The organism is Kerstersia gyiorum, assembly GCF_048595715.1.
GTDB lineage: Bacteria > Pseudomonadota > Gammaproteobacteria > Burkholderiales > Burkholderiaceae_B > Kerstersia > Kerstersia gyiorum.
On the sequence record NZ_CP169556.1, the window covers coordinates 1,376,513 to 1,403,378 of the forward strand.

Sequence of the window (26,866 nt, forward strand, 5' to 3'; positions counted from 1 at the left end):
TCTGCTTCTACGCTTTGCAGCCTGGCTCATGCCGGGCTGCAGGTAAGCTGGCAGTAGCCTGGCTTGTGTAGTAGGGGTACTTGCTACCCAGATGCGGGCAGCTCCCACACATGGGGGCCTTGCTTGCCTGCCTGTTGATGGCACGGCTTCGCATCAGGCAACCCGAATGTGGAAATACGTCCGTGAAAGCGTTTCATGGATGCCATATTTGACATGGACGTCCGATGGGGCGGGTCTAGGGCTGGTGAGCGAACATCACCGTTATCCGGCCAAATCTTGCCAGCCGGGGGCCAGTATTTTCAGCTTGCTTCGATGGTTTCGGGCTGCGCGACGATGGGCAGCGCAATATGGAAGACGGCGCCGCCATCTGCGGCATTGCTGGCCCAGGCTGTGCCATGGTGCCGTTGGGCGACTGTCAGCACGAAGGCCAGGCCCAGCCCCGTACCAGGGTTGCGGATAGCCGTTCCCGTGGCGTTCTGGGTAAAGGCTTCGAACAGCGTCAGCAGGTCTTCCGGCGGCACGCCAGGCCCGCGGTCGCGGATCGTGATGACCCAGCGATGTCCGTCAGCCTCCCAGTTCAGGCCGCAATCTATGGTGGTATCCGCCGGACTGAACTTGATGGCGTTGTGCAGCAGGTTGCCGATTGCCCGGCGCAGCATGGTTGCGTCCACGCTCAGCCAGGCCGCCTGTTCCGGGGGGGGCGTCATGTTGATGCGCAACTGGCTGGCCTGGGCCAGGCTGAAAAAGTTGTCGCAGCACTCGCACAGCATGTCGTACAGGTCGGTATCGTGTGGATTCAGCGGCGCGGATTCTGCACGGGTCAGTTGCACGAAACCGTCGACCAGTTCCAGGGTCTGGCGCGCATGATTGGAGATACGCTTCAGCGTCCTGGCTTCGTCGGGGCCGGGGGATTCCTGTTGCCGCAGCTCGATCTGGGCCAGAATGGAGTTCTGCGGCGCACGCATGTCGTGGGATAGAAAGCTCAGGCTTTGCTCGCGGCGACGCTCGATATTGCGGATCACGGAAATATCGTTCATGGCGATGACGATACCCGTGGTCTCCTGCTCTGGGGTCAGCAGCCAGGCATGTTGCAGCAGCCAGTCGGTGCCGGCGCTATCCTGGCTTTCCAGCGTATGCTCCGCTGTTTCGGGGCCTGCTTCGTTTTCATGCCCGGCGAGCCAGTTCTCCAGGCGCTCGGCCGGTAATCGTGGGAACACCGTTTGCAGCAACGGCAGGATGGGCAGGCCGAGTGCCAATGATTGTTCTCCGGGCAGGCGTTGCCAATACTGGGCGGCTGCGCGGTTGAAATAACGCAGGGTGCCGTCCGGGTTGCAGATCAGTGTCGGGTCCGGTGTGGATTCCAGGCTGTTGGAAAGGAAAGCGCGCAGGTTACGCACGCGTTCCAGCGCCAGCCCGAGTTCATTGATACGTGTGTCGAGCACATGCTGGCTGACGCGCCGCTGGCGTTGCAGAATTTCGGGGAAATTCTGGTCCTCCTGGCGCAGCATGGCCAGGGTGCTGTCCAGGCTGCGCAGTGCCATTTCCTGGCTGCGCCAGCTCCAGAGTGGATAGCTGATGACAATCACCACCAATGCTGCGCCGGGTGGCACCCATATCTGGCCGTAGCGCAGCAGCAGCCAGCTACCCAGCAGGGTGGCGCCGAACGCCAGCCCGACGGCATATAAGCCATGCCGGGGTGACAGGCGGCGCAGCGCCAGGTAGAGCAGCAGGACGGGCAACAGGCCAATCAGGAAAATGCCCCAGACCGGCCAGGCTTGAATTTCCAGGCCCATCTGGCGCGACTGCACGATATTGGCCAGGATCTCCATTCCTGCCATATCCACGCCAGTCCGCGACATCGGCGTGGCAAAGTTGTCGCCCAGGCCGGTCGCCCAAGCGCCCACGATGACCAGCTTGTTCTTCCAGAAGGACGGCGGCACCTTGCCGTGCAGCACAGCGGCATAGGGCAGCATGGTGTACTGGCCGGAGGGGCCGGCATAGCGTAGCAACGCCGACTGTCCTGGCGGCGTATGATGCCTCGGCGGCTGGCCGGCTACCGTCAGCAGCACGTCTGCCAGGTGGGGGGCGTCATCCAGGCTACGCGGCATGAAGCGGCGTGCCACCCCGTCGGTATCGGGCTGCATGTTGATGTAGCCGATGCCGGTGGCAGCATCCGCCAGCTTTTGGGTGGGGGGGATGATCTGGCCGGATCTGGCATCCAGGATGCCGGGCAGCACGACATGGCCATGGCGTCGCATGGCTGCCGCCAGTTGCGTATCTTCCAGCCCGCCGTAGCGGTCCGCTTCGCTGAAAATGACGTCGAAGGCCACGGCGCTGGCGCCGGCGATGCGGTCCAGCAACTGGGCGTGGGTGGTGCGCGGCCAGGGCCAGTTGCCGAGTTGCTCCAGGCTGCCGTCGTCGATGGCAATCAACACGATCTCCGGCGACGCATCGTGTTCGATGGTGCGCAGCAGATTGTCGTAGATCAGGTAGTCAATGCGCCCCAGGCCATTGAGCAGGCTGAGCCCGCCCAGCAGCAGGCTCAGGAAAAGTGCCAGTCCCCATCCGGGCAGGGCACGGCGCGAGAAGCGTGGGGCGCGTTCAGGCATGGCGCTTATGGCAGGGTTTCAGGGGAAGGCGCGAGCCGGGATGGCATGCGTCACCGGCGGCCGTGTGTCCGGGTGCCGGTGATGCTGCCAGCTGTGTCAGTGATAGGCCTGCAGCACAACCACTGCACCGGTGCCCGACAGTACCGGGGCGCCATCGGAGCTGATCAGCGCGTTATTGAAACCCGTCAGGGCAACGGCACGGCTGGCCGGGCTGCGCAAACCCTGCGCATCGACGGCAATGATGCTGGCGTAGTAGCGCGGTTCGGTCAGGCGAGCCTGCAAAGGGGGCGCTGCCAGTGTCTGGCGTTCGATGATCTGGCTGCCTTGGACGTCGTGGCTGTATTGCACCAGATAGGAAACAGCACCGGGCACCGGGGCAAAGTCCACCGTCCATTGGCCGCCTTCGGACTGGCTGCTCAGGATGGCCGGGGCGGCCGGCAGGGCAACAATGGGATGCGAGCTGCCATCGGCACTGACGCGCGTGCCATACCCCGCGGCCACGCGTCGGGAGGTGTCGGCCTGTGTGGTGGAGGGGCCTGAGGCCAGTTGTACCTGGCCGTCCAGTACTTCGTTGATGGTGCCGCTTTCATCGACGCGCACCCGAAAGCGCGTGCCGCGTACGCCTGTAATGGTTACCGGTGTGCGTACTTCGAAGCGTCCGACGCCTTCGTGCTGCGGTGATACCTCGGTTTCAAGGTCGCCCTGTTCCAAGGCGACGACGGAATCAATCAGCCCTGTGCCAGCGAATTGCTGCAGCAGTTCAACGTTGAGCTGGCTATCCTCGGGAAGCGCAACGAAACCGCCGTCCGGCAGGCGGATGGCGGCGGCGCTGCCAGCCGAGGTTTCCAGCCGTTGGCCGGTTGCCAGCGCCTGCCCATTGCTGGCAGGGGCGCCATTGACCAGCACCGTTCCCTGCACGTACTCCAGCACGGCAGTGGCTGGGAGACGCGGAATCCAGGACAACGGGATGCGCAACTGCTTGCCTATGGGCAGGCGGAATTCGTCGGCGATACGGTTGAACTCCGCAAGGGCCTTCCAGCGGCCGACATCCAGCAGATACGTGCTGGCCAGATCGCCCAGCGTGTCGTCCTTGCGTACGTAATACAGGAAATCTTCCTTGTCGGTACCTGCCGGCTGGGCCAGGGCCACGGACGGAAGGATCGCGCAGCCCAACAGCACAAACCCGGCGGCGAGTTTCTGGCGCAAGGACAAAGCACCGGCTTGCGCCTGGTGACGAGGAAGAAAGGAGTCGGTCATGATGGAGATTCAGGATTCCGTAATGATTTCCAGGCGATAGCCCAGTGCGTAGGATGACGTCAGCCGCACGCCGTTTTCCGGCCGGAGCTGGAGTTTCTGGCGGATGTTGGACAGGTGGGTGTCCAGTGTGCGCGAAGTCGGGGGAATTTCCCGGTTCCAGACGGCATCTGCGAGCATGGCACGCGACAGCAGCTGGTCCGCCTGGCGGAAGAACAGCAGCGCCAGCTCGTATTCCTTGGGTGTCAGCACGGCAGGCGTGCCGTCCAGGGAAATCGTGCGGCTGCCGGTATCTATCGTGTAGCGGCCAAAGGTCAGCAGACCCTGTTCCGGTTCCTCGGGGTAGACGCGTCGCAGCAGGGCGCGGATGCGCGCCAGCAACTCCACCTTGCGCCAGGGCTTGGTAATGTAGTCGTCCGCACCGGATTGCAGGCCCCGGGCCAGATCGTTCTCATCCGTGCGGCTGGTCACGAAAATGATGGGCAGCGCTACGCCATGGCGGCTGCGGATCTTTTTAAGGACCTCTTCGCCATCCATATTGGGAAGGTTCCAATCCAGGATAAGCAGATCGAAGCTCTGGCTGCGCACCGCGGCCAGCATGCTGGAGCCGTCGCGGAAAAGCGTACAACGGAAGCCTGCCTGGAGTAGTGTTTGCTGCATTTGGGCGCCCTGGCTGGGATCGTCCTCGAGCACCGCGATGTGTGGTTCGCGCATGGTATCTGTTATGTTTCCTGCTGGGATAAGGGTAGGGCGGTCGGGCCTGTCAACGCTTTGCCATTGCCTTTGATGGCGCGCATAAAACGTGGGCGCACGTCGAAGGCAACCGTCTTGGGCACGAGCGGGTGCCTTCTACCGGTGAAGTGAAAAAGAATACGACTTTTCGGGCGCGCGGGCGTTACTTGGGCGTTACTTATCTATTATCCAATATTTTCGATTGTTTAGTTCTATCTGAGGCCATGTTTGTGTCTGATGCCTGAATTCCCGTAGGGCAGGCTTTTGGATCACTATATGCGACGGAAAGTTCCAAAAATTGCATCATTGATCGTTTTTTTGACGAAATTGTGCATGTTTTGACGCTTTCATGCCAGGGTGGCACAGTGTGTTTTTGTCCCTTAAGCAACACCGGGGGGGACAGCTGGGCCACATGAGCGTATAATCTTGCTTTGCGCCCGGAGTATCCTCATGCGTTTAATTCAAAAAGCGCTCACTTTCGACGATGTGCTGCTGGTGCCGGCATATTCGGAAGTGCTGCCCAGGGACACCTCCCTGACCACCCGCCTCACCCGCAACATTTCCCTCAATATCCCCTTCGTCTCGGCCGCCATGGATACCGTGACCGAAGCGCGCTTGGCCATTGCCATGGCGCAAGAGGGCGGGATTGGCATCATTCACAAGAATCTATCCATCGAAGAGCAGGCGCGTGAAGTCTCGCGTGTGAAGCGTCACGAGTTCGGTATTGTCATCGACCCCGTGACCGTCACGCCCGACATGCGTGTGCGTGATGCTGTCGCTCTGCAGGAGCAGCACGGCATTTCCGGCCTGCCGGTGGTGCAGGGCAAGGCCCTGGTCGGCATCGTCACGAACCGTGACCTGCGCTTCGAAGACCGCCTGGACCTGCCGCTGCGCGAGATCATGACGCCCAAGGAGCGTCTGGTCACCATGAACGAAGGTGCCACGCTGGATGAAGCGCAGGCCCTGATGCACAAGCATCGACTGGAACGCGTGCTCATCGTCAACGACGCATTCGAGCTGCGCGGCCTGGCGACGGTCAAGGACATCGTCAAGAACACGGCCCATCCCTTCGCTTGCAAGGACGCCCAGGGCCAGCTGCGCGTTGGCGCTGCGGTCGGCGTCGGCGGCGATTCGCAGGAACGCGTGGCCCGGCTGGTCGCGGCTGGCGTAGACGTGCTCATCGTTGACACCGCGCACGGCCACTCGGCAGGCGTGATTGAAGGCGTACGTTGGGTCAAACAGAACTTCCCGCATGTTGACGTCATCGGCGGCAACATTGCCACCGGTGCAGCAGCGCTGGCGCTGGCCGAGGCCGGTGCGGACGGCGTCAAGGTCGGTATCGGCCCGGGTTCCATCTGCACCACGCGTATCGTCGCCGGTGTCGGCGTGCCCCAGATCACGGCGATTGCCAATGTTGCCAAGGCACTCGAAGGCACGGGCGTACCGCTCATCGCCGATGGCGGTGTGCGCTACTCGGGCGACGTCTCCAAGGCACTGGCGGCTGGCGCCTCCAGCGTCATGATGGGCGGCATGTTTGCCGGCACCGAAGAGTCGCCGGGTGAAGTCGTGCTGTTCCAGGGACGTTCCTACAAGTCCTATCGCGGCATGGGCAGCCTGGGCGCGATGAGCAAAGGCTCGGCGGACCGCTACTTCCAGGATCCCGCCAACAACGTCGACAAGCTCGTACCGGAAGGCATTGAAGGCCGCGTTCCCTACAAGGGCAGCGTCCTGGCCATCATCTACCAACTGGTGGGTGGTGTGCGTGCCTCCATGGGCTACTGCGGTTGCGCGACCATCGAGGACCTCCGCACCAAGGCCGAGTTCGTCGAGATCACGGCAGCCGGTGTGCGCGAATCCCACGTGCACGACGTGCAGATCACCAAGGAAGCCCCGAACTACCGGGCTGACTGATGTGACATGACGGCCTCCTTGAAGGAGGCTGTTTTTCTTTTCGGCGTGCGCCGCCCGGCTTGGGCGGCGGCCCGGAGCGCCAGGGAAATCCTCTTCACTGGCACAACCGACCAGACTAATTACCCTCTCTTCTTCCATGCACCAACGCATTCTGATCCTAGACTACGGTTCGCAGGTCACCCAACTGATCGCCCGCCGCGTGCGCGAGGCTGGCGTGTATTGCGAAATCCATCCTGGCGACGTCAGCAACGAATTCCTGCGCGAGCAGCAAGGCCTGGGCCTCAAGGGCATCATCCTGTCGGGCAGCCATGCCTCGGCCTATGGTGCGGATGCAATCAAGGCGCCGGATTCGGTCTTTGAGCTGGGTGTGCCGGTGCTGGGCATCTGCTACGGCATGCAGGTCATGGCGCAGCAACTGGGCGGCCAGGTCAGCTTCTCCGACCATCGTGAATTCGGCTATGCCGAAGTCCGTGCCCAGGGCCACACCAAGTTGCTCGAAGGCATCGAAGACTTCCGCGACGACGCCGGCCACGGCATGCTCAAAGTCTGGATGAGCCACGGCGACAAGGTCGTCGCGTTGCCGTCGGGCTTCGTCCTGATGGCCTCCACGCCGTCGTGCCCCATCGCGGGCATGGCTGATGAAGCGCGTGGATTCTATGCCGTGCAGTTCCATCCGGAAGTCACCCACACGGTACAGGGCCAGGCCATGTTGACGCGCTTCGTGCGCGACATCTGCGGTTGCGACGCCGACTGGAACATGCCCGACTACGTCGAGGAAGCCGTGGCCCGCATTCGCGAACAGGTCGGCAGCGACGAAGTCATCCTGGGCCTCTCCGGCGGCGTGGACTCTTCCGTCGCGGCGGCGCTGATTCACCGCGCCATCGGCGACCAGCTCACCTGCGTCTTCGTCGACCACGGTTTGCTGCGGCTGGACGAAGGCAAACAAGTCATGGACACCTTTGCGCGCAACATGGGCGTCAAGGTTGTGCACATCGACGCCAGCGATCGTTTCCTGGGCAAACTGGCCGGTGTCTCTGATCCCGAAGCCAAGCGCAAAATCATCGGCCGTGAATTCGTCGAAGTCTTCCAGGAAGAGGCCGGCAAGCTCACCAACGCCCGTTGGCTGGCCCAAGGCACCATCTACCCGGACGTCATCGAATCGGCCGCCAGCAAAACCGGCAAGGCCGTTGCCATCAAATCGCACCACAACGTAGGTGGCCTGCCCGACACGCTGCACCTCCAGCTGCTCGAGCCGCTGCGCGAACTCTTCAAGGACGAAGTGCGCAAACTCGGCGTCGCGCTGGGCCTGCCGCATGAAATGGTCTATCGCCACCCGTTCCCCGGCCCCGGCCTGGGCGTGCGCATCCTGGGTGAAGTCAAACGCGAATATGCAGACCTGTTGCGCCGCGCCGACGCCATCTTCATCGAAGAACTGCGCAACACCATCGACAAGGAAACCGGCAAAAGCTGGTACGACCTGACCTCGCAGGCCTTCACCGTCTTCCTGCCGGTGAAATCCGTAGGCGTCATGGGCGACGGCCGCACCTACGAATACGTCGTCTCCCTGCGGGCAGTGCAGACCTCCGACTTCATGACCGCAGACTGGGCAGAACTGCCGTACTCGCTGTTGAAGAAGGTATCGGGTCGCATCATCAATGAAGTGCGCGGCATCAACCGCGTGGCCTACGATGTATCGAGCAAGCCACCTGCGACGATTGAGTGGGAGTGATTCTACGTCTGGTACGGCCAGGCACCTGATGGCATAAAAAGCCGATAAGCCCGCGTAATTGCGGGCTTTTTTCTTTTTTGGTGTGGCATTGTCTGGCACCGCTTGGCAGTGCCAGGCATGTATTTTTTGTGGCATCAAACTTGGTATCATGGGTGCTAGATACCATGAGTTTCTTGGATACCATGATGGCTAAATCAAGCAGGGTATGGTATTGAAAATAGATGATATGTTGTTTTAAATGAATGTTTTTTGGCCATTTGCTAGGTTTTTAATCATGGTATTTCTATAGGCCTGGAGCCTCCCTGATTCTGGCCGATCTAAGCTGCGCAACCTCAAACCCCAGGACAATCTGTATAAGGTGAATGACTGTGATGCTCTCTATGCTGCATCACGCCTGCCGGCGCGATCTCGTTTCGCTACAACTACAGCATCCTCGGCAGGTAGGAGAGGATCACGTTTGGACGGTCACGGCTTTGGTGGCATCAGATTGGCCGAGGTGCGTGAGCAACTTGGCGAAGTCAAAAAGATGAGCGCGGCAGACAAGTTTCCGGCTAAAGAGAAAGCCCGTGACAAGGCTCGCGTCAAAGATGCTGATACCTTCGATGCCCAGGCTCAGAAGTGGTTACGCGGCTATCAGATCGCTGGTTAGTCTGAGTAGTGCAGTACGTGTCTTAACGAAACCATGGCGCGTTCGGTGTAGCGAAAGCACAGCCTGCTGCTCGATTTTTTTAATCGGCACGTATTGCATCGTCGGTCTGGCCACCGCTTCGCAGATTGCCTACGCATCGGCAACATCGGTTTTATTGCTCTGTACATAAAGCTTGAAAAACTGTGGTGCGATGAGCCGCACGGTGTTGCCTAGTGCTTGCAACTTCCGAGCCCAATGGTGTGCACTGCCGCATGCTTCTATTCCAATCAACTACGTCGGAAGGTTCGCGAAAAATACCTCCACTTGCTCACGCCGTAACTGCTTACGCAACACCGTTTTCCCTCGCGCGTCAGCTCCATGAATTTGAAATACGGTTTTTGCCAAATCAACGTCAATCGTCGTAATCTGCATGATGGATACCTCTACCGGATTCAGTGGTTGATGACAACTCCACTTTGGTATATTTATGCCGTGTTTCGGGTAGAGGCTTCTATTCGATTGCTTGCGTTGTTATATAAAGGGATACTCTTCCGGTGCTCTTCCTGATCGCAGGTTGATTGCATAATAAAAGATAAAAATGATATAAACTATAGTAAACACATGTAGCTTGGAATTCGTGGGCTGTTTGTTCGTCTGCGTCGAGTATTGGGGATAGGAGGCATTTGTGGAGGGTGGCGCTATAAAAATATTGCCATATAATATTCGCCGCATTGGGGAAAATTGGCTGGCAATTAGTTCTTCCGGTGATCATCTGTTCTTGGACGATGGTCAGGTACAAGCTTTGGGTAGTGGGCGTGTCCAAGATTTACCTCTGGAGGAGCAAGCAAGGCTAAAATCCCATTTTTTCATCGGGCCTCGTAATCAGATTGGTAGTCAGCGCTTATTGGTGTCGCGTAGATCTGCGCGTCATGAGACTGTGCGGTCTGGTCCCAGCCTACACATTATTGTGCCGACCTTGTTATGCGCGCACTCCTGTCAATACTGTCAGGTCAGCCGATCTCTAAGCGATACCGGACATACGATGTCCAAGGAAGATCTGCTCGCAGTTTGCGAGGCAATTTTCCAAAGTTCCTCTCTATCATTGACAGTAGAGTTTCAGGGCGGAGACCCTTTGTTGCGGTTCGATCTTGTGCAAGAAGCGATCCTACGCATTGAAGAGCTGAATCGTTTTCATAAAAGAAAAATAAATTTTGTCATTGCGTCAACGCTCCACCAACTTGATGAATCTCTGTGTAGTTTCCTACGAGAGCATAGCGTTTTGTTATCCACAAGCATTGACGGGCCAGCTTTTTTGCACAACCGGAACCGTCCCATCCCTGGTCGTAACGCGTACGAGCGAACTTTAATTGGAATCGACTTGGCACGAAATGTCCTAGGCCATGATGCTGTTTCAGCGCTCATGACGACCACAAAAGCATCGCTGGCGTTTCCAGAGGCTATCGTAGATGAGTACGTTAAGCTGGGCTTTCATGACATATTCTTGCGTCCCTTAAGCAGTTATGGTTTTGCAAAACGAAATCAAGCGTTGCTTGGATATCAACCTGCACAGTTCGAAGATTTTTATCGCAAAGCGTTTGCTCGGGTACTTCATTGGAACCGAGAAGGAGTGGCGCTGCGTGAGGTCTATGCATCAATTGTTTTGAACAAGATCCTTTCCCCATTCGACGGGGGCTATGTGGATCTTCAAAGCCCAACAGGTGCGGGACAAAGTGTACTGGCCTACAACTATGATGGCTATGTCTATCCTAGTGATGAGGCACGCATGCTTGCAGAGTCAGGCGATGTTTCCTTGCGACTTGGGCGGATCGGAACGCCATTGGATGCGCTGCAATCGTCGTCGGTTCAACGAGCGCTGGTCTCAGCAAGTACAGTCGCTGATATTGACGGTTGCCGTACCTGTGCTTTCCAGTCTTTTTGTGCCCCTAACCCGGTTGATGCTCAGGCGCAGTTCGGTCGGTTTGATGCGCCAGTGTTGGCAACGGAGCATTGCCTGAGGCATCAATGGCTATTCGATTTTTTCTTTGAAAAAATACGTACCGCCGATGATGATCTGATGGACTTGTTCTATGCTTGGGCCCGCCCTACGATAAAAGAGGAGGGTGTATGCGTCGAATAAAAGCCAAGTTTGGAGATTCTGTCGGTGGCGGTGTTTGGCGTCTGGTTAGCGATAATCATCTGGCGGCACAATGGCAGCCTGATTTGAGAATATTGGTAATTGTTTGCTCTGATGAAGAACGGGCATGTGTGGAGCAACTCAAGGCGGCTGGTTTGCTCAATGTCGATTGGATTGAGTCGAGTGGTGTTCATGCGGGGGACGTTGTAGTCCGGTTGAGTAACCGCGACGAAGTAGCTGTTCTACATCGCCCTTCGGATATGCACCATAGTTTGCAACTAACCAATCGCTGCAATAGCTATTGCCTCATGTGCTCGCAACCTCCGACTCAAATTGATGACGAGTGGATGGTGCAAGAAGCGTTGGATGTCGTGCGACATATGGCGGACTCGCCCGTCGTTATCGGCTTAAGTGGTGGTGAGCCATTGTTGCTCGGAACGAAATTGCGCGACGTTTTGGATCGCATTGGAGATGACCATCCGAGAACAAGAGTTGAAGTTTTGACTAATGGCCGATTGCTTGCCAGAGAGGAGCTGAGCCGATCCATTTTGTCCGATTTGCGTACTTCTACCACCTGGTTGGTGCCCTTATATGGCCATGCAGATTTTCTTCACGATTTCGTGGTGCAAGCGCCTGGGGCATATGAGCAAACGATTGAAGGGTTACTCAATTTACAGCTTTACCGTCAACCCATTCAGCTTCGTATCGTTCTCATTAGACCCGTTCTAGAAATTCTTCCAGAGCTATGTGCTTTCATTGGTCGAAATTTGCCTTTTGTGAAAGAAGTTGCGTTGATGGCCTGTGAGCCGATAGGATTTGCGTTGGCCAACCGGGATCTGTGTGAAGTCGATCTTGTGGATTGGCATGAAACGTTACGACGTTCAGCGCGCCATTTGACGCGTTACGCGATACCATTTCTTTTCATGAACACGCCACTATGTGCGCTTCCGGTAGATCTTCATCAGTATGCACATCGCAGTATTTCAGATTGGAAGGCCGTCTATACGCCGGAATGTGAGGCCTGTGATGTGAAGCCCGATTGCTCAGGTTTGTTTGCGTGGTATGAGCGTGGCTGGAAGCCCTCAAAAAAGGTACATTTCATCAAGGAGCATGCGGTATGAGCCGTTTCGTCAAGAACCTAAGGCTTTTCCTTGCTGGTATTACACCGTTTTCTGGTAATTCGGCCGATGCAGCCGGCACTGTTTCTGATCTCACTTTTGATGCACTCAATGAGCCTCAAGCGGTGCCTTTGCGTCCTTTGAACTTCGATTACGATAATCTATTTGCCGGGCATCGCTCGCATTCGAGTCATAGGTCACATTCTAGCCACAGATCGCACTATTCTGGTTCTAGTGGTAGAGTCTATTCCGCTCCAACACCAGTACGCACAGCACCTTTGCCTAGTCCGTCGCAGTCAGTGGCACCTTCGTCCCCGTCTTCTCCGAGTGCTGTACCGAATCTAGATTCAGGTTCGCTTCCGCGCAATGTTGCCCCCTTGAGGGGAGCGCCTACTGATCGAGTTACGACTAGTCCTCCAGCTGGTGCTGCTAAAGTAGAAATGACTCGTAGTGAGAAGCTCAAGCTTCAGGTTATGCGGGTGCAGATCCAGCTGACATCTATTGGGCTATATACAGGTGTTATTGACGGTGTGATGGGACCGCAGACGGTACAAGCTTTGCGGCAGTTTCAAATGATTAAGGCTCTTCCAACTACTGGGACAATGACGACTGATACGCTGAATGCTCTGGGTATTCCTGCTGTGAACTGATGAGATATAAAGATGACCACCCATATTTGGGTGTATGTGGTCGACTAGTGATCGACCGCCAGAAGCGTGGTTTTGCCTGGCATCAAACTAGGTGCTAAGGGTTGTCAATCTCATGAGTTACGCTGATGCTGAACTGCTCATCTCAAGCGGGAAGACAAGCGGTGCAGGGTGAATGGTAGGGGGGGGCTTTAGCGGCCGTCACGTTACTGTTATCAGCTCGTTCTGCTGCAACGACAGCACCTACGGCTGCCAGGGGAGAAATCGTTTTGGGGTGATATGGCCAGGGCGGTGTTACACAGGCGGACTCGCGAGCCAACCGGTCAAAGCCAGGCAAGCCCCAGCACCAAGAAAAAACGCTCAACCAAGCACGCATCAAAGGTGTGGAAACCTTTGATGTATGGGCACAAAAATGGCTAGATGACCATCGGAGTGGGGGCCGCCTGCAACCTGCCCCAGCAGATCTATAGGTGGGAGCGATTGCTGAAATTTGGCCAGATAAAGCCAGGCTGCTCAACCACGAAGACTGTGGGTGCTAGCCGGGGGGGCTGGCTTACTGCAATCCCTTCATCTTTTTCTCTCGTTCCTTCTCTTCCGCTTTTTCTTTTCTTGCTCCATCACGATGAGATTTGATGGCGAAGAAACAGCATGTGCCCAGCACGATGAACTTTATCGTACCTAAGGCTAAAGGGACCCAAGCATCCATCATTTCCTCGAAACGCTGCTTCAGCAGCCTTATTTACTCGTTGTGGGCCAGGCAAAGAAACGGACGATGGCCGTTCATTTTCCTGGAGATTTCTTGCCAATTGGAATTGGCAGCGCAGGCCATGGCGTTTTTAATCGCTGTCCCGCCTCTCTACGAACTGCCGCATTAGCAGGCAACTCGTGTGGGAATGAGACTTAGCCGCAGTTTGCGGCATTGTCCATCCTTGGTGATGTCTTGCGCTTCGTGACGATTCCATTGAGAGGCGTTCATCCCGCACCTTCATTGGATCATTCATTGGTACCGCTCGGCCAGGGCCTTCCTGGTTCGATCAGTACCATTGCCAGCGGTTCATCCGCCGTTCATCGCAATCACCGGGTACTGTTGGCCTTCGGAGCGGGAGCGCAGCACAGATATTTTGGCGCGCAGCGCAGGCAGGTCGACCAGTTGATTATATCAATGACCCGCTTGGCCCGGACGCTGCTGGACCAGGCAGTTTTGCGCGTATTCCTTGACTGGGGTCAAGAACGGCAGCGTATGATCGTTGGTGCAGCGATAGTGCCCCAGTGAAAACCGGTTCAGAGGAGCAATGTTTTGGCCGTCAAACGCATCGTCGCCAATATCAGTGCGGGCAGGGCTGAGCTTGCGAGGGCCTTCTATGGCGAGATCCTCGGTATGGATCTGGTGATGGACCACGGCTGGATCGTCACTTATGAGGCGGATGGCCTGATGAAGCCCCAGGTGAGTGTTGCCTGCGAAGGGGGATCTGGCACATCTGTGCCTGACCTCTCAATTGAAGTCGACAATCTCGATGAGGTTTACCGTCTTGTGTCTGCTGCCGGGTTTACCGTTGAATACGGACCTAAGACGGAGCCTTGGGGCGTTCGCCGCTTTTACGTGCGCGACCCGTTCGGGAGGCTGGTCAATATTCTCAGCCACGACTAGAAGGGATTCTTGTCAGACGGCGACAGAACAGCCGTGTGCGAATAGGTAGGTTGGCTTTGGTCCAGCTGTTGGGAATGCCCAATCCTTTTCGATCAGACATTCCCTTGCACGAGGCGCTATGCCTTCAGGTGCAACTGAAACCGGTCAAAGTAATTTTTTATCGCTTTGGTATCCCGGCCCCAGCTTGTGTCATCTGTCACGCGCCGAGTTCGCGCCGGACGATCTCTGCGCCAGCACTCAAGGCATGCAGCTTGCCCCTGGCCACGTGGCGGGGCAGGGGGGCCATGCCGCAGTTGGTCGAGGGGTAGAGTTTGTCGGCATCCACGAATTGCAACGCTTTGCGCAGGGTGTTGGCGACTTGTTCGGGCGTTTCGACGGTATTGGTTGCCACGTCGATGGCGCCTACCATGACTTTCTTGCCGCGGATGAGCTCGATCAGGTCCATCGGGACGTGCGAGTTCTGGCACTCCAGGGAGATGATGTCAATGCCGGATTTTTGCAGCTTGGGGAAAGATTCCTCGTACTGCAGCCATTCCGAACCCAGGGTTTTTTTCCAGTCGGTGTTGGCCTTGATGCCGTAGCCGTAGCAGATGTGTACGGCGGTTTCGCATTTCAGCCCTTCGATGGCCCTTTCCAGGGTGGCGACACCCCAATCATTCACTTCTTCAAAGAAGACGTTGAATGCAGGTTCGTCGAACTGGATGATGTCCACACCAGCGGCTTCCAGTTCCCTGGCTTCCTGGTTGAGGATCTTGGCGAATTCCCAGGCCAGTTTTTCGCGGCTCTTGTAGTGGCTGTCGTACAGCGTGTCGATCATCGTCATGGGACCAGGCAATGCCCATTTGATGGGTTGCTTGGTTTGCTGGCGCAGGAATTTTGCGTCTTCGACAAAAACGGGTTTTTGCCGCGATACTGCGCCAACGACTGTCGGTACGCTCGCGTCATAACGGTCGCGGATACGGACAGTTTCACGCTTTTCGAAATCGACGCCGCTGAGGTGTTCGATGAATGTCGTGACGAAGTGCTGGCGTGTTTGTTCGCCGTCGCTGACGATATCTATGCCCGCCTGCAGTTGCTCTTGCAGGGAGACGCGCAGGGCGTCCTGCTTGCCTTCGACCAGTTCTTCACCCTGCAGCTTCCACGGCGACCAGAGGGTCTCCGGCTGTGCCAGCCAGGAGGGTTTGGGCAGGCTTCCGGCGGTGGAAGTGGGTAGCAATTTTTTCATGATGAATGACCTTTTTTGAATCAAAGAGCGTAGTTGGCTTCGGACCACTGTTCGAGGACCGCCTGGTGGGGTTTGATGAAGTGTTCTTCAACAAACTTGCCCTGCTGGATAGCCAGCCTGCTACGTTCTTCCCGATCATAAACAATTCGAGTCAGCGAGAAATCCTGGTGCTTCAGGCTGGGCTGATAGGATTTCCCGGCCGGGGAGTTCGCATTGTAGATCTCGGGGCGATAGATTTTCTGGAAGGTATCCATCGTGCTGATGGTGCTGATCAGCTCAAGGTTGGTGTAGTCGTTCAGCAGATCGCCGGAGAAATAGAACGCCAGGGGAGCGACACTGCCGGCCGGCATGAAGTAGCGGACCTGCAGGCCCATCTTGCTGAAGTATTCGTCGGTGAGGGAGTACTCATCCTGCTGGTATTCGACGCCCAGCACAGGGTGATGGTTTTCGGTCCGGCGATAGGTCTTGCTGCTCGATACGCTCAGGCAGATGACCGGCTGCTTCTTGAAGTGCTCTTGGTAGGTGCTTGAACTGACGAAATGCTTGAACAGCTTTCCATGCAGTTCGCCGAAATTGTCCGGCGTGCTGAATTCGGGCTGGTTCTTGTTGTGTTCCAAGAGCAATACGCTGAAATCATAATCGCGCACGTAGGAGGAAAAGCTATTTCCCACAATGCCATCAATGCGCGTATTGGTTTTGGTGTCGAGAATATTGATTTTCAATATTTCAATCAGGGGCAGACCGCTGCCGGCGCTGGTTTCGTCAATATTCATTTCTATGGAAATGATATCGAGCTCGACCGTGTAGCGATCCCCTTTGGGATTGTCCCAGTGCGCCAGGGAATTGAAGCGATTGTTGATCATCCTTAAGGTGTTGCGCAGGTTTTCCTGGCGGCTGCTTCCCCGGGCCAAATTGGCAAAGTTGGTCGTGAGGCGCGTGTTGTCTGCCGGGTGATAATCTTCGTCGAAACGAATGCTCTTAAGGGTGAATGTAAAATCGTTGTTCATTGAAACCTGGTATCCTAAATCCTGAGATAAAACTAGAATCTATTGCTTGCTGGCCGGAGTTTTTGCTTTTTTTCCAGCTGTCGGCGCTGTGTTCTTTATTTAGTCTTTGACTAAAATCAAGAGGCATTTTATGCTGACTTGTTGCTTGAGCAAAAGCGAATTAATTTCACCTTAGTATTAGTTATATTCATAGTTTGTCTCGCAGGCGTGTCGGTTCCCAGCCCGGCGTCCTTGTTCCTGCTGCGTTTTTCTGCGTGTTCCTGCTTTTTTTCCTTCTCATCCCTTTCAGAATGTCCGCTGAAATCCTGAGCCGTTGCGTGCTCAGACGCATTCTTGTTGTCGGTGCGGACATCGCAGGGGTTGCCGCGGCTAAGCGGGCCTATCCGTGCGTGATGTACCCGGGTGTCACGCTCGCAGCCGTGGTGGAGCGGCTGCTGTAGTCGTACACCTTCTCTTGGAGGTTACTGCCTTGCCAGCGTCGCCAGGTGGCTTTCCAGCCCGCCGGTGTCGCTGGCTGCATTGACGTGATCGAAGTAGTCATACCATCCGCTGGCTTTGATGCCGGCCAGCAGTATGTCCCTGGCCTGTAGTGTGGGGAAGCGCCAGATGCCAAGGAAACGGTGTGTGCTGGCCTGGTCGACGGAACAATCCGTATCGCCCAGGGCCAGCACTTCAATTCCCATTTGCGCCAGTCCGGACATGGCGGTTCGGATGCCTGCCAGGAATGTTGTGCGCTGGCTTTCAGGCAGGGCCTGCCAGGTGGCGTTGGGTGTGTAGAGTTCGACGAGGTAGTGTGGCATGGCTAAGAGGGTGACCTTTATTTGAGGTTGCGCAGCGCGCGTTGGCAGATACGGCGGGTGGCGTCGCCAGGCCGGTTTTGTTGCCATTGATGGCAAAGCTGGCGTACCCAGTCGGGTTGATCCTTGGCAGCATCATTGAGCCAGTTGGCGACCGAGTCCTGAACGTAGGGGCTGGGGTCTGCATGCAAGGCTTCGAGGATGGGCAGGGCGTGCTCGGGGTGCTGTTTTAGGGCCGTGATATGGGCGCACCATACCCCCCTGGGGCGCAGGGCTTCGCAGGCAAAGCGCCGCAGGTAGGGGGAGGGTTGGGCGGTCCAGGGAGTCAACAATTTGACGGCGTGGTGCAGTTGCTGCACCAGGTGCGGGCGTATGGCCATCCAGGCCCATTCACGTACGCCAAAGTGAGGGTCGTCGGCCAGGGGCCGGATGGCGGCCAGGCGTTGCGGGAGTTCACGCGTGGGATGTGCTCCTGTCATGAAACACGCCCAGCCACGCACGGTGTCAGAAGGGTGAGTCAGGCAGCGGGTGGTGCCAGCGTCACCGTAGGTTTCGAACAGTATGGCGCCGATGCCCGCCATGCGTTTCAGTATGCCGAGCTGGCAGACGCTGGCTGCGGCAGCCTGGGCGAGTGGCGGCAGATCAGGGAATACCGTGCGCAGCAGCACTGCCTGGTCAAGCGCCAGGCCTTCCGCCAGCGTGGCGCTTTGCAGGGTGCCGTGGGATAAGGCATCCAGGATATCGACCGGGATGTCTGCGGTGCGGGTGGCTCCTTTGCGTGGTGCGGCTGTATTCATGGTTTTTGTCCTTGCGTGGTGTGCCCGACATTACTGGAGACTTTCTCCAGTAATGTCGCCAGTTGTGTGCGTTCCGTTGCCGATAAATGACCGAATAGCCCGGCGATCCATTGGCCGTGCTGCCTGAAAACGGTCTGGGCAAGTGTCTTGCCTTTCTGGGTAAGCCGGATGCGCAAGGCCCGGCGATCCCGGGTGTCGGCATGGCGTTCGATCAGCGCGGCACGTTCCAGTCCGTCCAGCAGGCCGGTGACGGTGGCGCGGGTGACGCCTGCCTGCTCGGCCAGCGCATTGGGTGCCAGCCCTGCATCTACGGCATCCAGCAGGAATAGCAGGATGAATCGGCCTTCCGACAGTTCGTGCGGCGCGAGCAAGGCCGCGCAATCACGGTCGATGGCGCCAGCGAGGGAAAGGGTTTGAAAACAAAGCCGGATGCTGTCGATATCCGGCAGTTGCCGGCGCTGTGCTTCGTTCAGCAGGGCTTGATATTTTTGCTCAAGGTTCATTTGGTGTCGCCATATTGTATGGTGGCTAATTATATGCGCAAAGCGTTGCTGGATAAACCTGCAAAACTTGCTGGACGGCAGTGGCTTGATGCCTGCAATCTGTCGACCACGACCGGAGATAGGGGCCCGGACGCATGGCGGAGCGTCTGGGCACACCACATCAGCCGGTGGAACTGTCCAGCGTTTCCAGGACGAAATCGGCGCGCTGGGCGACGCTCATGCGTGGCAGTTGCACCAAGGTATAGCCTGTCGCGGGGTAAGCCCGCTGCAGGCGTTCGAATTCTTCCTGCGCGGCGTTCATGTCATGGCGACGCTCTGCATCCTGCCGGTAAATTTCCGGCCAGGGTGGCGTAAGGAAGACACGGTGGTGATACAGGCAGCCGGTCGTTGATTCCTCGACTGGCGTGCCGGTGCTGGCCTGTAAGGCCGCGGCGAGGTCAATGACGCTGCGATCGAAGAATACCCATTGCGTACTGTCGCGGGGCGCCGTGCGGTGATCCTCGTGGGCAAGGGCAATGGCCCGGTGCAGGAACGCCGCCATATCAATCCAGGGCAGCGCCTGTCCGCCAGCCTGCATTTCTTCCTGGACGATACGCCGTCCTGCTTCGGGAACGACGGGGTAGCCACGTTGTTTCAGTTCATCGAGCAAGGTGGATTTGCCACCGCCGGAGCAGCCGGAAATAATGACGAAATGGTTCATGGAATGATGGTACCGTTTGAGTTAAGGCGTGAGGATGCCAGCGTGACAGATCCGTCCGCCGGGGTGCCTGTGGGGGCGTTTCCGGCAGGTACGTCCGGGCCTGTGCCGGGCATTGCATGTCGTGTTTGTCGTGAAAACCGATCAATAGGAGACAGTCATGAGCAAAACTACCTTGTATGCAACGTCGGCGACGTCGTCGGGCGATGGCCGCAATGGGCACGTACGCAGTGAAGATGGGCTGCTGGAGTTGGATCTGGCCTTTCCCAAGGAGCTGGGCGGTGCCGGCGGGAAAACGAATCCCGAGCAACTGTTCGGCGCGGGCTATGCCGCGTGCTTCCATTCCGCGCTGAAGCTGGTGGCGTCCAAGGAAAAAGTGGCGCTGGGCGCTTCCACGGTGACGGCGAATGTCAGCCTGCACCCGACGCCGGAGGGCGGGTTCCAGCTGGGCGTGGTGCTGGAAGTCGAAATCGCAGGGGTCAGTCAGGCGGAAGCCGAGGCCCTGGTGGCGAAGGCGCACCAGATTTGCCCGTACTCCAATGCTGTGCGCGGCAATATCGACGTAGCGCTGGAAGTCCGGGCGTCCTGAGACGTCGGCCAGCGGGTTGTGGCCAGTGCATCACGGACAGCGTACCTGCTGTTGACGGCCCGCATCATGCGGGCCGTTTTTCCTGTGTTGGCACCATACCCAGGCGCCTGCCGGAATCAGTGAGGCATCAGTCCGGTATCAGACCAGTGCTCCCAGGACGGAACGGTCGAAATCGTGCAGTTCGTCCGACCGTTCTTCCTTGATCTTCACGACCCACTGCGGGTCGGCCAGGAGTGCCCGGCCGACCGCGATCAGGTCGAATTCGTCACGCTCGAGGCGGCGCAGCAATTCGTCTAGGCCGACGGCGTGGGAGCGTTCTCCCTTGAAGGCCGCCAGGAACTCCCCGGACAGGCCGACCGAGCCGACGGAAATCGTGGGCACGCCGGTCAGCTTTTTGGCCCAGCCGGCAAAGTTCAGCCCCTGTTCGCCATCGACCTCCGGAAATTCGGCTTCCCAGAAGCGTCGTTGCGAGCAGTGCAAGATATCGGCCCCCGCCGCAACCAGCGGCTCCAGCCATTGGGCCATTTCGTCCGGGGTGCGGGCCAACTTGCAGGCGTAGTCTTGTTGCTTCCATTGGCTCAGGCGCAGCAGGATGGGAAAGTCCGGGCCTACGGATTGGCGCACTGCAGCCAGGATATCCGCGGCAAAGCGGGTGCGCTCGCGCAGCGTCGCGCCGCCGTAGCTGTCGCTGCGCTGGTTGGTGGCCTGCCAGAAGAACTGGTCAATCAGATAGCCATGCGCGCCGTGGATTTCCGCGACATCGAAGCCCAGGCGCTTGGCGTCGGCCGCAGCACGGGCAAAAGCGGCAATGGTGTCGGCAATGTCTTCATCGCTCATGGCCACGCCGTTGGGGTCATCCGGGCCATTGAGGCCGGACGGGCTTTCCACCGGCGCATCTGCCTGCCAGCCGCTGTTGCCGCGGGTGGCGCCCGTGTGCCAGAGTTGCGGCCCCATGCGTCCGCCGGCGGCATGCACGGCGTTGATAACGGCCTGCCACCCGGCCAGCGCCCTGGCACCATGGAAGAACGGAATGCGTGGCTCATTGCGCGAAGCTGGCCGCTCGATGACCGTTCCTTCGGAAAGGATCAGGCCGACGCCGCCTTCGGCACGGCGCTGGTAGTATGCCGCGACATCCGGGCCGGGAACACCTTCGGGCGAGAAGTTGCGTGTCATGGGGGCCATGACGATGCGGTTGGGGAGTTGCAGGGATTTGTACTGGAAGGGGCGGAACAGAACGTCTAAGGCGTGCTTCGACATGGAACGACGACTCCAGATAAAGGGGCTGATGACTCTCCGCCGGACGGTTGGCCGACGGACAGGGATGATCCAGTATATATTTGCTACCTGATTTCGAAAACGCACCAATATTCGCCCAAGTATCCTTATGGAAACTCCTGCCCGTCTGCCTGCGAAAGTTTTTTCTTCCTCTTGCGCAACCCGTGTGCTGTTTGATCAGTTGGCCGATAAGTGGTCGATGATGATATTGACGGTCCTGCATGACGGGCCGCATCGTTTCAATGCAATCATGCGACGCATCGAAGGTATCACGCAGAAAGCCTTGACTCACTGCCTGCGGCGCCTGGAACGCAACGGCATGGTGGAACGGCGGGTGTTGCCGACCTCTCCGGTAGGCGTGGAATACCATCTGACCCCGCTGGGGGATTCCTTGTTGAAGCCGGTGCGTGCGTTGTATGGCTGGATGCTGAACCACCTGGATGAGGTCGAGGCTGCACGTGTGGCGTATGAGGCTCGCACAGCTGTTGTGGCGTCGGGGGGACCCCAGTCGCCCGAGCCGCAGGAAGCCTAGGCGGCGTCTAGGGCCGTGCCGGATGATCCGCCGGGGATCAGGGCCGGCGTCGTCCGGCGACTTCCCACAGCCCAGGCAGAAAGCACTCCGCGACCAGCAGTGGTTCCTGCTGCACTCGGAAGACGGACCGTCGGGCCAGCAGCAGGCCTACCTGGCCAGCGAGTTCAGCCAACGGGTGCCCCTGGCCTGGCCGTGCATATTCGAAGGGCGTGCGGGTAATGCGGGGGTCTTCGTAGAGCAATACGCCCAGGGGCGTGTCGCTGAGCGTGCGGATGTCGCGCCAGGCGTGGGCATCAGGGATATCTGGCGTCAGGCTGCGGCCGATGACGGCGTGCGTACCATCGACACTCATCAGCACTTCACGCAACCAGCATTGGCTGTCTGTGCCTATGCCCAGCGCTTGCGCCTCATCTGGATTCGGGTGGGCGCAGCCTTCATGCAGAACCTCCAGATGGAATGCACCCAGGGCGCGCAAGGCTCGGGTCAGCGAGCCCGGTAAAGGCAGCCATTGCGCCTGCAGGTCGGAGAGAGGAAAGGGAAGGCAGGTGTTCCACACGGAAGAATGAGTGTTTGTTCTTGCGCCCAGGTGAGCCTGGAAGTGGCCGGCGCGTGATGAGTGCAAGATTTGTCACCAAGAGGGTTCAAGGACGCAGGCGATTGTACTAGCATGAGCGCAATAGCCCGGCTGGCTGTGACTGCCCGCGCGCCGGTGGCAACGCCGGTTTTCATGCTGCTTGCTTTTCACGCTGGTTTCATTTGTCGCTGACTCGAACAGGAATCCTCATGTTGCTCGACGCCCAACATTCCCAGGTAGTGCTGGTGGATTATCAGCAGAAGCTGATGCCCGTGCTTTTCGAAGCAGATTTCGTGGTGGCCAATGCCTTGCGCCTGGCGAAAATCGCGCAGTTGCTGCAAGTGCCTGTTTGGGGCACGGAGCAGATCCCGGCCAAGTTGGGCCACAACGAGCCGGAGTTGCGCGAGCTGTGCCTGCATACGCTTGAAAAGACCCATTTCAGTGGTGTACCGGATGGCTTGCTGGATGTTCTGCGCGGCGAACCGGCAGCGTGCGGGCGTAGCGGCAAGGCATCCGCGAACCAGGCCTTGCCGGAACGCTCCAGCATTGTCGTGGCAGGTTGCGAAACCCATATCTGCCTCATGCAAACAGCCCTGGACCTGTTGTCCGCCGGGTTGGAGGTCTGGGTGGTGACGGATGCCTGCAGTTCACGTACGGAGCGCAACCGTGATGCTGCATTTGATCGGCTGGCCGCAGCCGGTGCCGAGCTGACGACAACGGAAATGGTTGCGTTTGAATGGATGCGGGACAGTGCCCATCCTGCTTTCCGCAACGTGCAGCGCCTGATCAAGTGATGGTGCCTGCCGGCGAGCTTCAGTATCTGCAAAGGCTGCGCAGGGCCTGAACCGGCGTGACCATCCAAATTTTTCCCGAGGCCAGCGATGACGACATCGGTGCACACCGTCAACATTTCCATTAATTCATCCGATTGGCGTGGCCAGGCCCTTTCCAATTTCGGTCTGTCGCCATTCATTTTCCAAGGCAAGCTTTTTGCATCCATCGAGGGTTTCATTCAGGGGATCAAGTTTCCCGAATCAGACGCGCGCCGGGAGCAGGCGTTTCGCCTGAGCGGATGGGAAGCAAAGCAATTGGGGGATACCGCCGATCGTAGCGGCGCATATTGGAACGGCGGCTGCCTTGCCTATGGCTCCAGCGGGCATCATCAGCTGATCGGTGACGCCATCAGGGCACGTATCGAACAGTCGCCTGGTTTGCAGGAAGTGCTGCGCTCCACTGCGGGTGCGGAGCTTGTGCACGTGACCGGGCATGTGGAGTCGCCGACCACGTCTCTGCCGGCAACGGTTTTCCTGCAAATCCTCAATGAGCTCCGGGCAGGCCTGTTGCGGCGGTGATGCGCAGCGTGGGGATGCTCGTCGCCGACGTGCGTGATTGGGTGTTGTAGGGCGTGGCGGCTTAGCCGGCGCTGTGTGCTTGCTGCCGGGCCTCCTGTCGAGCGCAGGAAACACGGATGCCCTCATGCAATAGCCCCAGCGTGTTGCGGAACACCTGGGCTGGGTCTATGTGGCTTAGTCGCGGTGCAATTTGCTGTGTCAGCGGATAGCGTTCCGCTGGCAGCCCGGCAATGTCCGTGAGCTCTTCCGGTGTGGCACTGCGCGTCAGGCCGCCGATTTCCGCCATGGCCAGGCCGTAGACGGTCGAATACCAGCCCAGGCAGACGTCCGGCAGGCGTATGTCGGCCACACCAGCCTGCTTCAAGGCGCGGTAGACCATTTCGATATGAATGAAGTCGGAGATACCGGTCTGCAGGAAACGCTGCAGCAGGGCAAAAGTGTTCGGGTAGGCCAGGGCCAATTGCCGGTACTGCAGGGCCAGGTGCAGCAGGCGTTCTTGCCAGGGCAGGGTTTCGTTGGTTGATTGCAATTGCGCCGTCAGCCATTCCGCCATGGCTCGTTGCAGGCCTTCCTTGGATTTGAAATGGTAGAGCAGCGCCATCGGGTCGCAATTGGCCTGCTCACCCAGCTTGCGCAGGGAAAAGCCGCTTTCCTGCGCATTTTCCATCAGGCGGACGGCGGCCTCGACCAGCGCCTTCTTATCCAGCCCGCGGGGCCCGGTGGTGGCGCGCGGTTTCGTGACCTTAGACATGTCGCCATTCTTCCAAAAGTATTGTCATGCAGCAAGCTGGAGTCAATCCTGGTTGGTGAAGCCAGAAGTCGAAGTTGGGAATTGACCGCATGCTTTCCCACGTAAGTTCTACGATGTAGAATTTACGCCATGCGCTGATTGCCGGTGACTGGCCTGTTGCCTGGGTATGGTCGGCACGACAGACGATTGAATGTGGCGGGATTGGGAACAATATGTTGAGCTGGGTATTCCTGTTGATTTCCAGTGGGTTGGAAGTCACGTGGGCGGCAGGGCTGAAGTACGCGGAAACGCCATTGGAATGGGTGCTGACCATTCTGTGCATGGCCGGCAGTTTCGCTTTTATCATGCTGGCGTCGCGGCGCATGGGGGCGGCGCTGGCATATGTGTTTTTCGTAACCTTTGGCGCGGTGGGTACCTATGTGCTGGATGTTGCCTTTTTTGGCAAGGAACCCAAGTGGCTGGCCGTGGCTGCGATTGCGGTCATCCTTTTCTCGGTTGCCCGTCTGCATCGGGTGAAATGAGATGAACTGGTTCTATCTGCTGCTGGCGGGGTTGTTGGAGATATTCGTGGTTGCCGGCATACGGGATATGTCGATGAAGCGTTATGCGCGGGGCATGGTGGTGTATGCCCTGGGCATTTCCACATCACTGTCGTTTCTCTATCTGGCCATGCGCAGCATCGACGTGTCGGTAGCGTATACGGCCTATACCGGTATCGGGGTCATAGGCACGGTGCTGGCCGGCATCCTGTTCTGGGGGGACAGCGCCGGGCTGCGCAAGTTTTTCTATCTGACGTTGATTGTGGCGTCTATCGTGGTGCTGAAGCTGGCAGGCTGAGATCCTCTGGGTGAGCTGCCGGATTCAGCAAGTCCAGGTAGGCGCCTTGTACCAATTGGTGGGCGGCTATCCCCAGTATTTCCATCAGGCGCCGGGCTTCGGCAATGCCGTCAAGTTCATTTTCCTGTTCGCCCAGCACGACTTCCAGCTCCAGGAAATCACCAAGCGCATCGACGTGGTCGAGATGAATGCGGGTGCGGCCCGCAAGCAGCAGGATGCGCTCTTTTACCACGCGTCCCAGAACGCCATGCGCCGCACTCAGCACCTGGCGCAGGGACTGTGGTTCCGAGGTTGGGGTAATCAGATAGAACGAGGCTTTCGGGCCGGCTTGGTCGGCACGCTGGTAGAAGATCAATTCCCCGTGTCCGTCAGCGAACTCCCGTAGTTTCAGCCGGCCGTTCCGGCAATGAAAAAACGTGTCGTCCTGATGGATCAGGCTGGGCTTGGTGGTGGCCACTGAACGTGCCAGTGGCAGCACGTCGGCCACGCTGATAATGCGGGCCTTGATTTCGATATTGCGTGCCATGAGGTAGGGCCTTTATGGCGTTAGACAATATCGTCGACGACGCCGCCATCCACGCGCAGGGCGGCACCCGAGGTGGCACTTGCCTGCACGGAGCAAACGTAAACGACCATGTTGGCGACTTCCTCAACCGTGGCTGCACGCTGGATGATGGAGCTGGGGCGGTGCGTCATGACGAATTCGCGGGCCAGGACTTCCAGCGGCTTGCCGGTGCGCGCCACTTCGTCCTTCATCATTTCCGCAAAGCCGTCGGAAAGCGTGGGCCCGGGCAATACGCTGTTCACGGTAACACCGGTGCCTGCCATGCGTTTGGCCAAGCCGCGTGCAAGAGACAGCTGGGCAGTCTTGGAAACGCCGTAGTGCACCATGTCCGCCGGGATATTGCGGGCGGATTCCGAGGCAATGAACACCACGCGTCCCCAGCTTTTTTCTGCCATGGCAGGCAAGAGTGCGCGCGATAGGCGCACGCCGCTCATTACATTGGTCTGCCAGTATTCTTCCCAGATATCATCACCGGTTTCGAAAAAGTCGCGCGGTCCGTAAATGCCGGCGTTGTTGACCAGGATGTCCACATGCGAAGGCAGGCCATCCAGCAAGGTCTGGACGCCGGCGGCATCCCCCAAGTCGGCGGCGACGCCATGCAGGCGAGCCTGGGGCAGGGAGGCCTGCAGGCGTTCACGGGCGCGGGAAACACTGGTGGCGCTGCGGCCATTGATGATGACGCTGGCGCCGCTGGCTGCCAGCCCGTGGGCGATGGCGAAGCCGATGCCGCCGGTAGATGCGGTAATCAGGGCGGTTTTGCCGGAAAGGTCAATATTCATTTGCAGTGTGGCTCCGAGCGTGCAGGATGGGATGGAGGCCTGCCATGCCAAGCGGGCACTGGTACACCGCGGAATGCGGCGGGAACGTGTCTAGGCCGGCAAGGGGGCGCGCTGCCACCAGGCTTGCGGGCAGGCCTGGCGGCAGGTGGAATCAGGGTTCAGCATAGCAGCTTGAA

At 58.3% G+C, this 26,866-nt stretch carries 26 protein-coding genes and 2 pseudogenes; 13 read left to right on the top strand and 15 right to left on the bottom strand.

The features are described from left to right. Positions 1 to 299: 299 nt before the first annotated feature. The 3 genes from ACEW7X_RS06020 to ACEW7X_RS06030 form a co-directional block, all read right to left on the bottom strand. Complete coding sequence (locus ACEW7X_RS06020) at positions 300 to 2,609, bottom strand: CHASE2 domain-containing protein (RefSeq protein WP_420177735.1); 2,310 nt, start codon at positions 2,607 to 2,609, stop codon at positions 300 to 302. A 96-nt stretch (positions 2,610 to 2,705) separates the two neighbouring features. Then, positions 2,706 to 3,866: a FecR domain-containing protein gene (locus ACEW7X_RS06025; protein ID WP_420177736.1), complete on the bottom strand. Its 1,161-nt coding sequence runs from the start codon at positions 3,864 to 3,866 to the stop codon at positions 2,706 to 2,708. Between the two features lie 9 nt (positions 3,867 to 3,875). Continuing rightward, positions 3,876 to 4,577 (bottom strand): response regulator transcription factor, encoded by a 702-nt coding sequence (locus ACEW7X_RS06030; protein ID WP_130486845.1) that lies wholly within the window; start codon positions 4,575 to 4,577, stop codon positions 3,876 to 3,878. A gap of 468 nt (positions 4,578 to 5,045) precedes the next feature. Between ACEW7X_RS06030 and guaB the strand changes: the two genes are divergently transcribed. The 3 genes and pseudogenes from guaB to ACEW7X_RS06045 form a co-directional block, all read left to right on the top strand. Next, the gene (gene guaB / locus ACEW7X_RS06035) at positions 5,046 to 6,506 is read left to right on the top strand and encodes an IMP dehydrogenase (RefSeq protein ID WP_068368868.1); all 1,461 of its coding nucleotides are present in this window, start codon (positions 5,046 to 5,048) and stop codon (positions 6,504 to 6,506) included. A 136-nt stretch (positions 6,507 to 6,642) separates the two neighbouring features. Continuing rightward, the gene (gene guaA / locus ACEW7X_RS06040) at positions 6,643 to 8,235 is read left to right on the top strand and encodes a glutamine-hydrolyzing GMP synthase (RefSeq protein WP_130486846.1); all 1,593 of its coding nucleotides are present in this window, start codon (positions 6,643 to 6,645) and stop codon (positions 8,233 to 8,235) included. 322 nt (positions 8,236 to 8,557) lie between these two features. After that, a pseudogene (locus ACEW7X_RS06045) lies at positions 8,558 to 8,878 on the top strand (integrase arm-type DNA-binding domain-containing protein); the annotation flags it as partial. Here the strand turns inward: ACEW7X_RS06045 and ACEW7X_RS06050 are convergent. Beyond that, positions 8,864 to 9,295, bottom strand: a pseudogene (locus ACEW7X_RS06050) (IS110 family transposase); the annotation flags it as partial. The pseudogenes ACEW7X_RS06045 and ACEW7X_RS06050 overlap by 15 nt on opposite strands. Before the next feature lie 253 nt (positions 9,296 to 9,548). Here ACEW7X_RS06050 and hxsB point away from each other — a divergent pair. The 4 genes from hxsB (at position 9,549) to ACEW7X_RS06070 (ending at position 14,410) form a co-directional block, all read left to right on the top strand. Then, positions 9,549 to 11,000, top strand: a complete 1,452-nt coding sequence (hxsB, locus tag ACEW7X_RS06055; RefSeq protein ID WP_420177737.1) for a His-Xaa-Ser system radical SAM maturase HxsB — start codon at positions 9,549 to 9,551, stop codon at positions 10,998 to 11,000. Beyond that, positions 10,988 to 12,118, top strand: coding sequence for a His-Xaa-Ser system radical SAM maturase HxsC (hxsC, locus tag ACEW7X_RS06060; RefSeq protein ID WP_420177738.1), 1,131 nt, complete (start codon positions 10,988 to 10,990; stop codon positions 12,116 to 12,118). Before hxsB ends, hxsC begins: the two co-directional genes overlap by 13 nt. Continuing rightward, complete coding sequence (hxsA, locus tag ACEW7X_RS06065) at positions 12,115 to 12,765, top strand: His-Xaa-Ser repeat protein HxsA (protein ID WP_420177739.1); 651 nt, start codon at positions 12,115 to 12,117, stop codon at positions 12,763 to 12,765. The genes hxsC and hxsA overlap by 4 nt, the downstream gene beginning before the upstream one ends. A 1,294-nt stretch (positions 12,766 to 14,059) precedes the next feature. Next, a complete protein-coding gene (locus ACEW7X_RS06070; protein WP_420177740.1) occupies positions 14,060 to 14,410 on the top strand; it encodes a VOC family protein in 351 nt (116 codons plus the stop codon). A gap of 196 nt (positions 14,411 to 14,606) precedes the next feature. Here ACEW7X_RS06070 and ACEW7X_RS06075 read toward each other — a convergent pair whose 3' ends face one another. The 6 genes from ACEW7X_RS06075 to ACEW7X_RS06100 all read right to left on the bottom strand — a co-directional run bounded on the left by ACEW7X_RS06075 (position 14,607) and on the right by ACEW7X_RS06100 (position 19,439). Continuing rightward, positions 14,607 to 15,635, bottom strand: a complete 1,029-nt coding sequence (locus ACEW7X_RS06075) for a methionine synthase (protein ID WP_339137571.1) — start codon at positions 15,633 to 15,635, stop codon at positions 14,607 to 14,609. A 20-nt stretch (positions 15,636 to 15,655) separates the two neighbouring features. Then, complete coding sequence (locus ACEW7X_RS06080) at positions 15,656 to 16,642, bottom strand: DUF1852 domain-containing protein (RefSeq protein WP_127773592.1); 987 nt, start codon at positions 16,640 to 16,642, stop codon at positions 15,656 to 15,658. A gap of 461 nt (positions 16,643 to 17,103) precedes the next feature. Then, positions 17,104 to 17,442 (bottom strand): DUF6616 family protein, encoded by a 339-nt coding sequence (locus tag ACEW7X_RS06085; protein WP_130486858.1) that lies wholly within the window; start codon positions 17,440 to 17,442, stop codon positions 17,104 to 17,106. A 17-nt stretch (positions 17,443 to 17,459) separates the two neighbouring features. Then, on the bottom strand, positions 17,460 to 18,236 hold the full coding sequence (locus tag ACEW7X_RS06090) for a DNA alkylation repair protein (protein ID WP_420177741.1): 777 nt from the start codon (positions 18,234 to 18,236) through the stop codon (positions 17,460 to 17,462). Beyond that, the gene (locus ACEW7X_RS06095; protein ID WP_420177742.1) at positions 18,233 to 18,739 is read right to left on the bottom strand and encodes a MarR family winged helix-turn-helix transcriptional regulator; all 507 of its coding nucleotides are present in this window, start codon (positions 18,737 to 18,739) and stop codon (positions 18,233 to 18,235) included. The genes ACEW7X_RS06090 and ACEW7X_RS06095 overlap by 4 nt, the downstream gene beginning before the upstream one ends. A 160-nt stretch (positions 18,740 to 18,899) precedes the next feature. Beyond that, on the bottom strand, positions 18,900 to 19,439 hold the full coding sequence (locus ACEW7X_RS06100; RefSeq protein WP_420177743.1) for an AAA family ATPase: 540 nt from the start codon (positions 19,437 to 19,439) through the stop codon (positions 18,900 to 18,902). A gap of 157 nt (positions 19,440 to 19,596) precedes the next feature. Here ACEW7X_RS06100 and ACEW7X_RS06105 point away from each other — a divergent pair, with 157 nt between their 5' ends. Continuing rightward, entirely contained in the window at positions 19,597 to 20,025 is a 429-nt protein-coding gene (locus ACEW7X_RS06105) for an organic hydroperoxide resistance protein (RefSeq protein WP_068368821.1), read from the top strand. 138 nt (positions 20,026 to 20,163) lie between these two features. Here ACEW7X_RS06105 and ACEW7X_RS06110 read toward each other — a convergent pair whose 3' ends face one another. Next, positions 20,164 to 21,282, bottom strand: a complete 1,119-nt coding sequence (locus tag ACEW7X_RS06110; protein WP_068368819.1) for an NADH:flavin oxidoreductase — start codon at positions 21,280 to 21,282, stop codon at positions 20,164 to 20,166. 217 nt (positions 21,283 to 21,499) lie between these two features. Here ACEW7X_RS06110 and ACEW7X_RS06115 point away from each other — a divergent pair, with 217 nt between their 5' ends. After that, positions 21,500 to 21,832 carry a winged helix-turn-helix transcriptional regulator gene (locus tag ACEW7X_RS06115; protein WP_238591321.1) on the top strand — a complete coding sequence of 111 codons (333 nt, stop codon included), beginning with the start codon at positions 21,500 to 21,502 and terminating at the stop codon, positions 21,830 to 21,832. 37 nt (positions 21,833 to 21,869) lie between these two features. Here the strand turns inward: ACEW7X_RS06115 and ACEW7X_RS06120 are convergent, their stop codons facing one another. Beyond that, the gene (locus ACEW7X_RS06120; RefSeq protein ID WP_420177744.1) at positions 21,870 to 22,454 is read right to left on the bottom strand and encodes a chorismate--pyruvate lyase family protein; all 585 of its coding nucleotides are present in this window, start codon (positions 22,452 to 22,454) and stop codon (positions 21,870 to 21,872) included. Between the two features lie 161 nt (positions 22,455 to 22,615). On the opposite strand from ACEW7X_RS06120, the gene ACEW7X_RS06125 reads away from it, so the two are divergent. Both ACEW7X_RS06125 and ACEW7X_RS06130 read left to right on the top strand, forming a co-directional pair. Beyond that, entirely contained in the window at positions 22,616 to 23,200 is a 585-nt protein-coding gene (locus ACEW7X_RS06125) for an isochorismatase family protein (protein ID WP_420177745.1), read from the top strand. A gap of 87 nt (positions 23,201 to 23,287) precedes the next feature. Next, the gene (locus ACEW7X_RS06130) at positions 23,288 to 23,758 is read left to right on the top strand and encodes a hypothetical protein (RefSeq protein WP_068368806.1); all 471 of its coding nucleotides are present in this window, start codon (positions 23,288 to 23,290) and stop codon (positions 23,756 to 23,758) included. A 61-nt stretch (positions 23,759 to 23,819) separates the two neighbouring features. Here the strand turns inward: ACEW7X_RS06130 and ACEW7X_RS06135 are convergent, their stop codons facing one another. Further along, positions 23,820 to 24,509 carry a TetR/AcrR family transcriptional regulator gene (locus tag ACEW7X_RS06135; RefSeq protein WP_420177746.1) on the bottom strand — a complete coding sequence of 230 codons (690 nt, stop codon included), beginning with the start codon at positions 24,507 to 24,509 and terminating at the stop codon, positions 23,820 to 23,822. 212 nt (positions 24,510 to 24,721) lie between these two features. Between ACEW7X_RS06135 and ACEW7X_RS06140 the strand changes: the two genes are divergently transcribed. Together ACEW7X_RS06140 and ACEW7X_RS06145 are read left to right on the top strand one after the other, a co-directional pair. After that, the gene (locus ACEW7X_RS06140) at positions 24,722 to 25,030 is read left to right on the top strand and encodes a DMT family transporter (protein ID WP_253595648.1); all 309 of its coding nucleotides are present in this window, start codon (positions 24,722 to 24,724) and stop codon (positions 25,028 to 25,030) included. Between the two features lies 1 nt (position 25,031). After that, positions 25,032 to 25,346: a DMT family transporter gene (locus ACEW7X_RS06145; protein ID WP_420177747.1), complete on the top strand. Its 315-nt coding sequence runs from the start codon at positions 25,032 to 25,034 to the stop codon at positions 25,344 to 25,346. Here ACEW7X_RS06145 and ACEW7X_RS06150 read toward each other — a convergent pair. After that, positions 25,318 to 25,872, bottom strand: coding sequence for a class IV adenylate cyclase (locus ACEW7X_RS06150; RefSeq protein WP_420177748.1), 555 nt, complete (start codon positions 25,870 to 25,872; stop codon positions 25,318 to 25,320). The two genes, ACEW7X_RS06145 and ACEW7X_RS06150, sit on opposite strands and share 29 nt — an antisense overlap. A gap of 20 nt (positions 25,873 to 25,892) precedes the next feature. Then, complete coding sequence (locus ACEW7X_RS06155) at positions 25,893 to 26,690, bottom strand: SDR family NAD(P)-dependent oxidoreductase (protein ID WP_253100666.1); 798 nt, start codon at positions 26,688 to 26,690, stop codon at positions 25,893 to 25,895. Positions 26,691 to 26,866: the final 176 nt, after the last annotated feature.

Excerpts from the sequence above, each read along its gene's own strand:
- ACEW7X_RS06145 (WP_420177747.1), top strand. The coding sequence starts at position 25,032 with ATGAACTGGTTCTATCTGCTGCTGGCGGGGTTGTTGGAGATATTCGTG.
- ACEW7X_RS06105 (WP_068368821.1), top strand. The coding sequence starts at position 19,597 with ATGAGCAAAACTACCTTGTATGCAACGTCGGCGACGTCGTCGGGCGAT.
- ACEW7X_RS06140 (WP_253595648.1), top strand. The coding sequence starts at position 24,722 with ATGTTGAGCTGGGTATTCCTGTTGATTTCCAGTGGGTTGGAAGTCACG.
- guaA (WP_130486846.1), top strand. The coding sequence starts at position 6,643 with ATGCACCAACGCATTCTGATCCTAGACTACGGTTCGCAGGTCACCCAA.
- ACEW7X_RS06075 (WP_339137571.1), bottom strand. The coding sequence starts at position 15,635 with ATGAAAAAATTGCTACCCACTTCCACCGCCGGAAGCCTGCCCAAACCC.
- ACEW7X_RS06020 (WP_420177735.1), bottom strand. The coding sequence starts at position 2,609 with ATGCCTGAACGCGCCCCACGCTTCTCGCGCCGTGCCCTGCCCGGATGG.
- hxsC (WP_420177738.1), top strand. The coding sequence starts at position 10,988 with ATGCGTCGAATAAAAGCCAAGTTTGGAGATTCTGTCGGTGGCGGTGTT.
- ACEW7X_RS06130 (WP_068368806.1), top strand. The coding sequence starts at position 23,288 with ATGACGACATCGGTGCACACCGTCAACATTTCCATTAATTCATCCGAT.
- ACEW7X_RS06115 (WP_238591321.1), top strand. The coding sequence starts at position 21,500 with ATGATGATATTGACGGTCCTGCATGACGGGCCGCATCGTTTCAATGCA.
- ACEW7X_RS06025 (WP_420177736.1), bottom strand. The coding sequence starts at position 3,866 with ATGACCGACTCCTTTCTTCCTCGTCACCAGGCGCAAGCCGGTGCTTTG.
- ACEW7X_RS06085 (WP_130486858.1), bottom strand. The coding sequence starts at position 17,442 with ATGCCACACTACCTCGTCGAACTCTACACACCCAACGCCACCTGGCAG.
- ACEW7X_RS06090 (WP_420177741.1), bottom strand. The coding sequence starts at position 18,236 with ATGAATACAGCCGCACCACGCAAAGGAGCCACCCGCACCGCAGACATC.
- ACEW7X_RS06095 (WP_420177742.1), bottom strand. The coding sequence starts at position 18,739 with ATGAACCTTGAGCAAAAATATCAAGCCCTGCTGAACGAAGCACAGCGC.
- hxsA (WP_420177739.1), top strand. The coding sequence starts at position 12,115 with ATGAGCCGTTTCGTCAAGAACCTAAGGCTTTTCCTTGCTGGTATTACA.
- ACEW7X_RS06100 (WP_420177743.1), bottom strand. The coding sequence starts at position 19,439 with ATGAACCATTTCGTCATTATTTCCGGCTGCTCCGGCGGTGGCAAATCC.
- ACEW7X_RS06155 (WP_253100666.1), bottom strand. The coding sequence starts at position 26,690 with ATGAATATTGACCTTTCCGGCAAAACCGCCCTGATTACCGCATCTACC.
- ACEW7X_RS06030 (WP_130486845.1), bottom strand. The coding sequence starts at position 4,577 with ATGCGCGAACCACACATCGCGGTGCTCGAGGACGATCCCAGCCAGGGC.
- ACEW7X_RS06135 (WP_420177746.1), bottom strand. The coding sequence starts at position 24,509 with ATGTCTAAGGTCACGAAACCGCGCGCCACCACCGGGCCCCGCGGGCTG.
- ACEW7X_RS06125 (WP_420177745.1), top strand. The coding sequence starts at position 22,616 with ATGTTGCTCGACGCCCAACATTCCCAGGTAGTGCTGGTGGATTATCAG.
- ACEW7X_RS06150 (WP_420177748.1), bottom strand. The coding sequence starts at position 25,872 with ATGGCACGCAATATCGAAATCAAGGCCCGCATTATCAGCGTGGCCGAC.
- ACEW7X_RS06080 (WP_127773592.1), bottom strand. The coding sequence starts at position 16,642 with ATGAACAACGATTTTACATTCACCCTTAAGAGCATTCGTTTCGACGAA.
- guaB (WP_068368868.1), top strand. The coding sequence starts at position 5,046 with ATGCGTTTAATTCAAAAAGCGCTCACTTTCGACGATGTGCTGCTGGTG.
- ACEW7X_RS06110 (WP_068368819.1), bottom strand. The coding sequence starts at position 21,282 with ATGTCGAAGCACGCCTTAGACGTTCTGTTCCGCCCCTTCCAGTACAAA.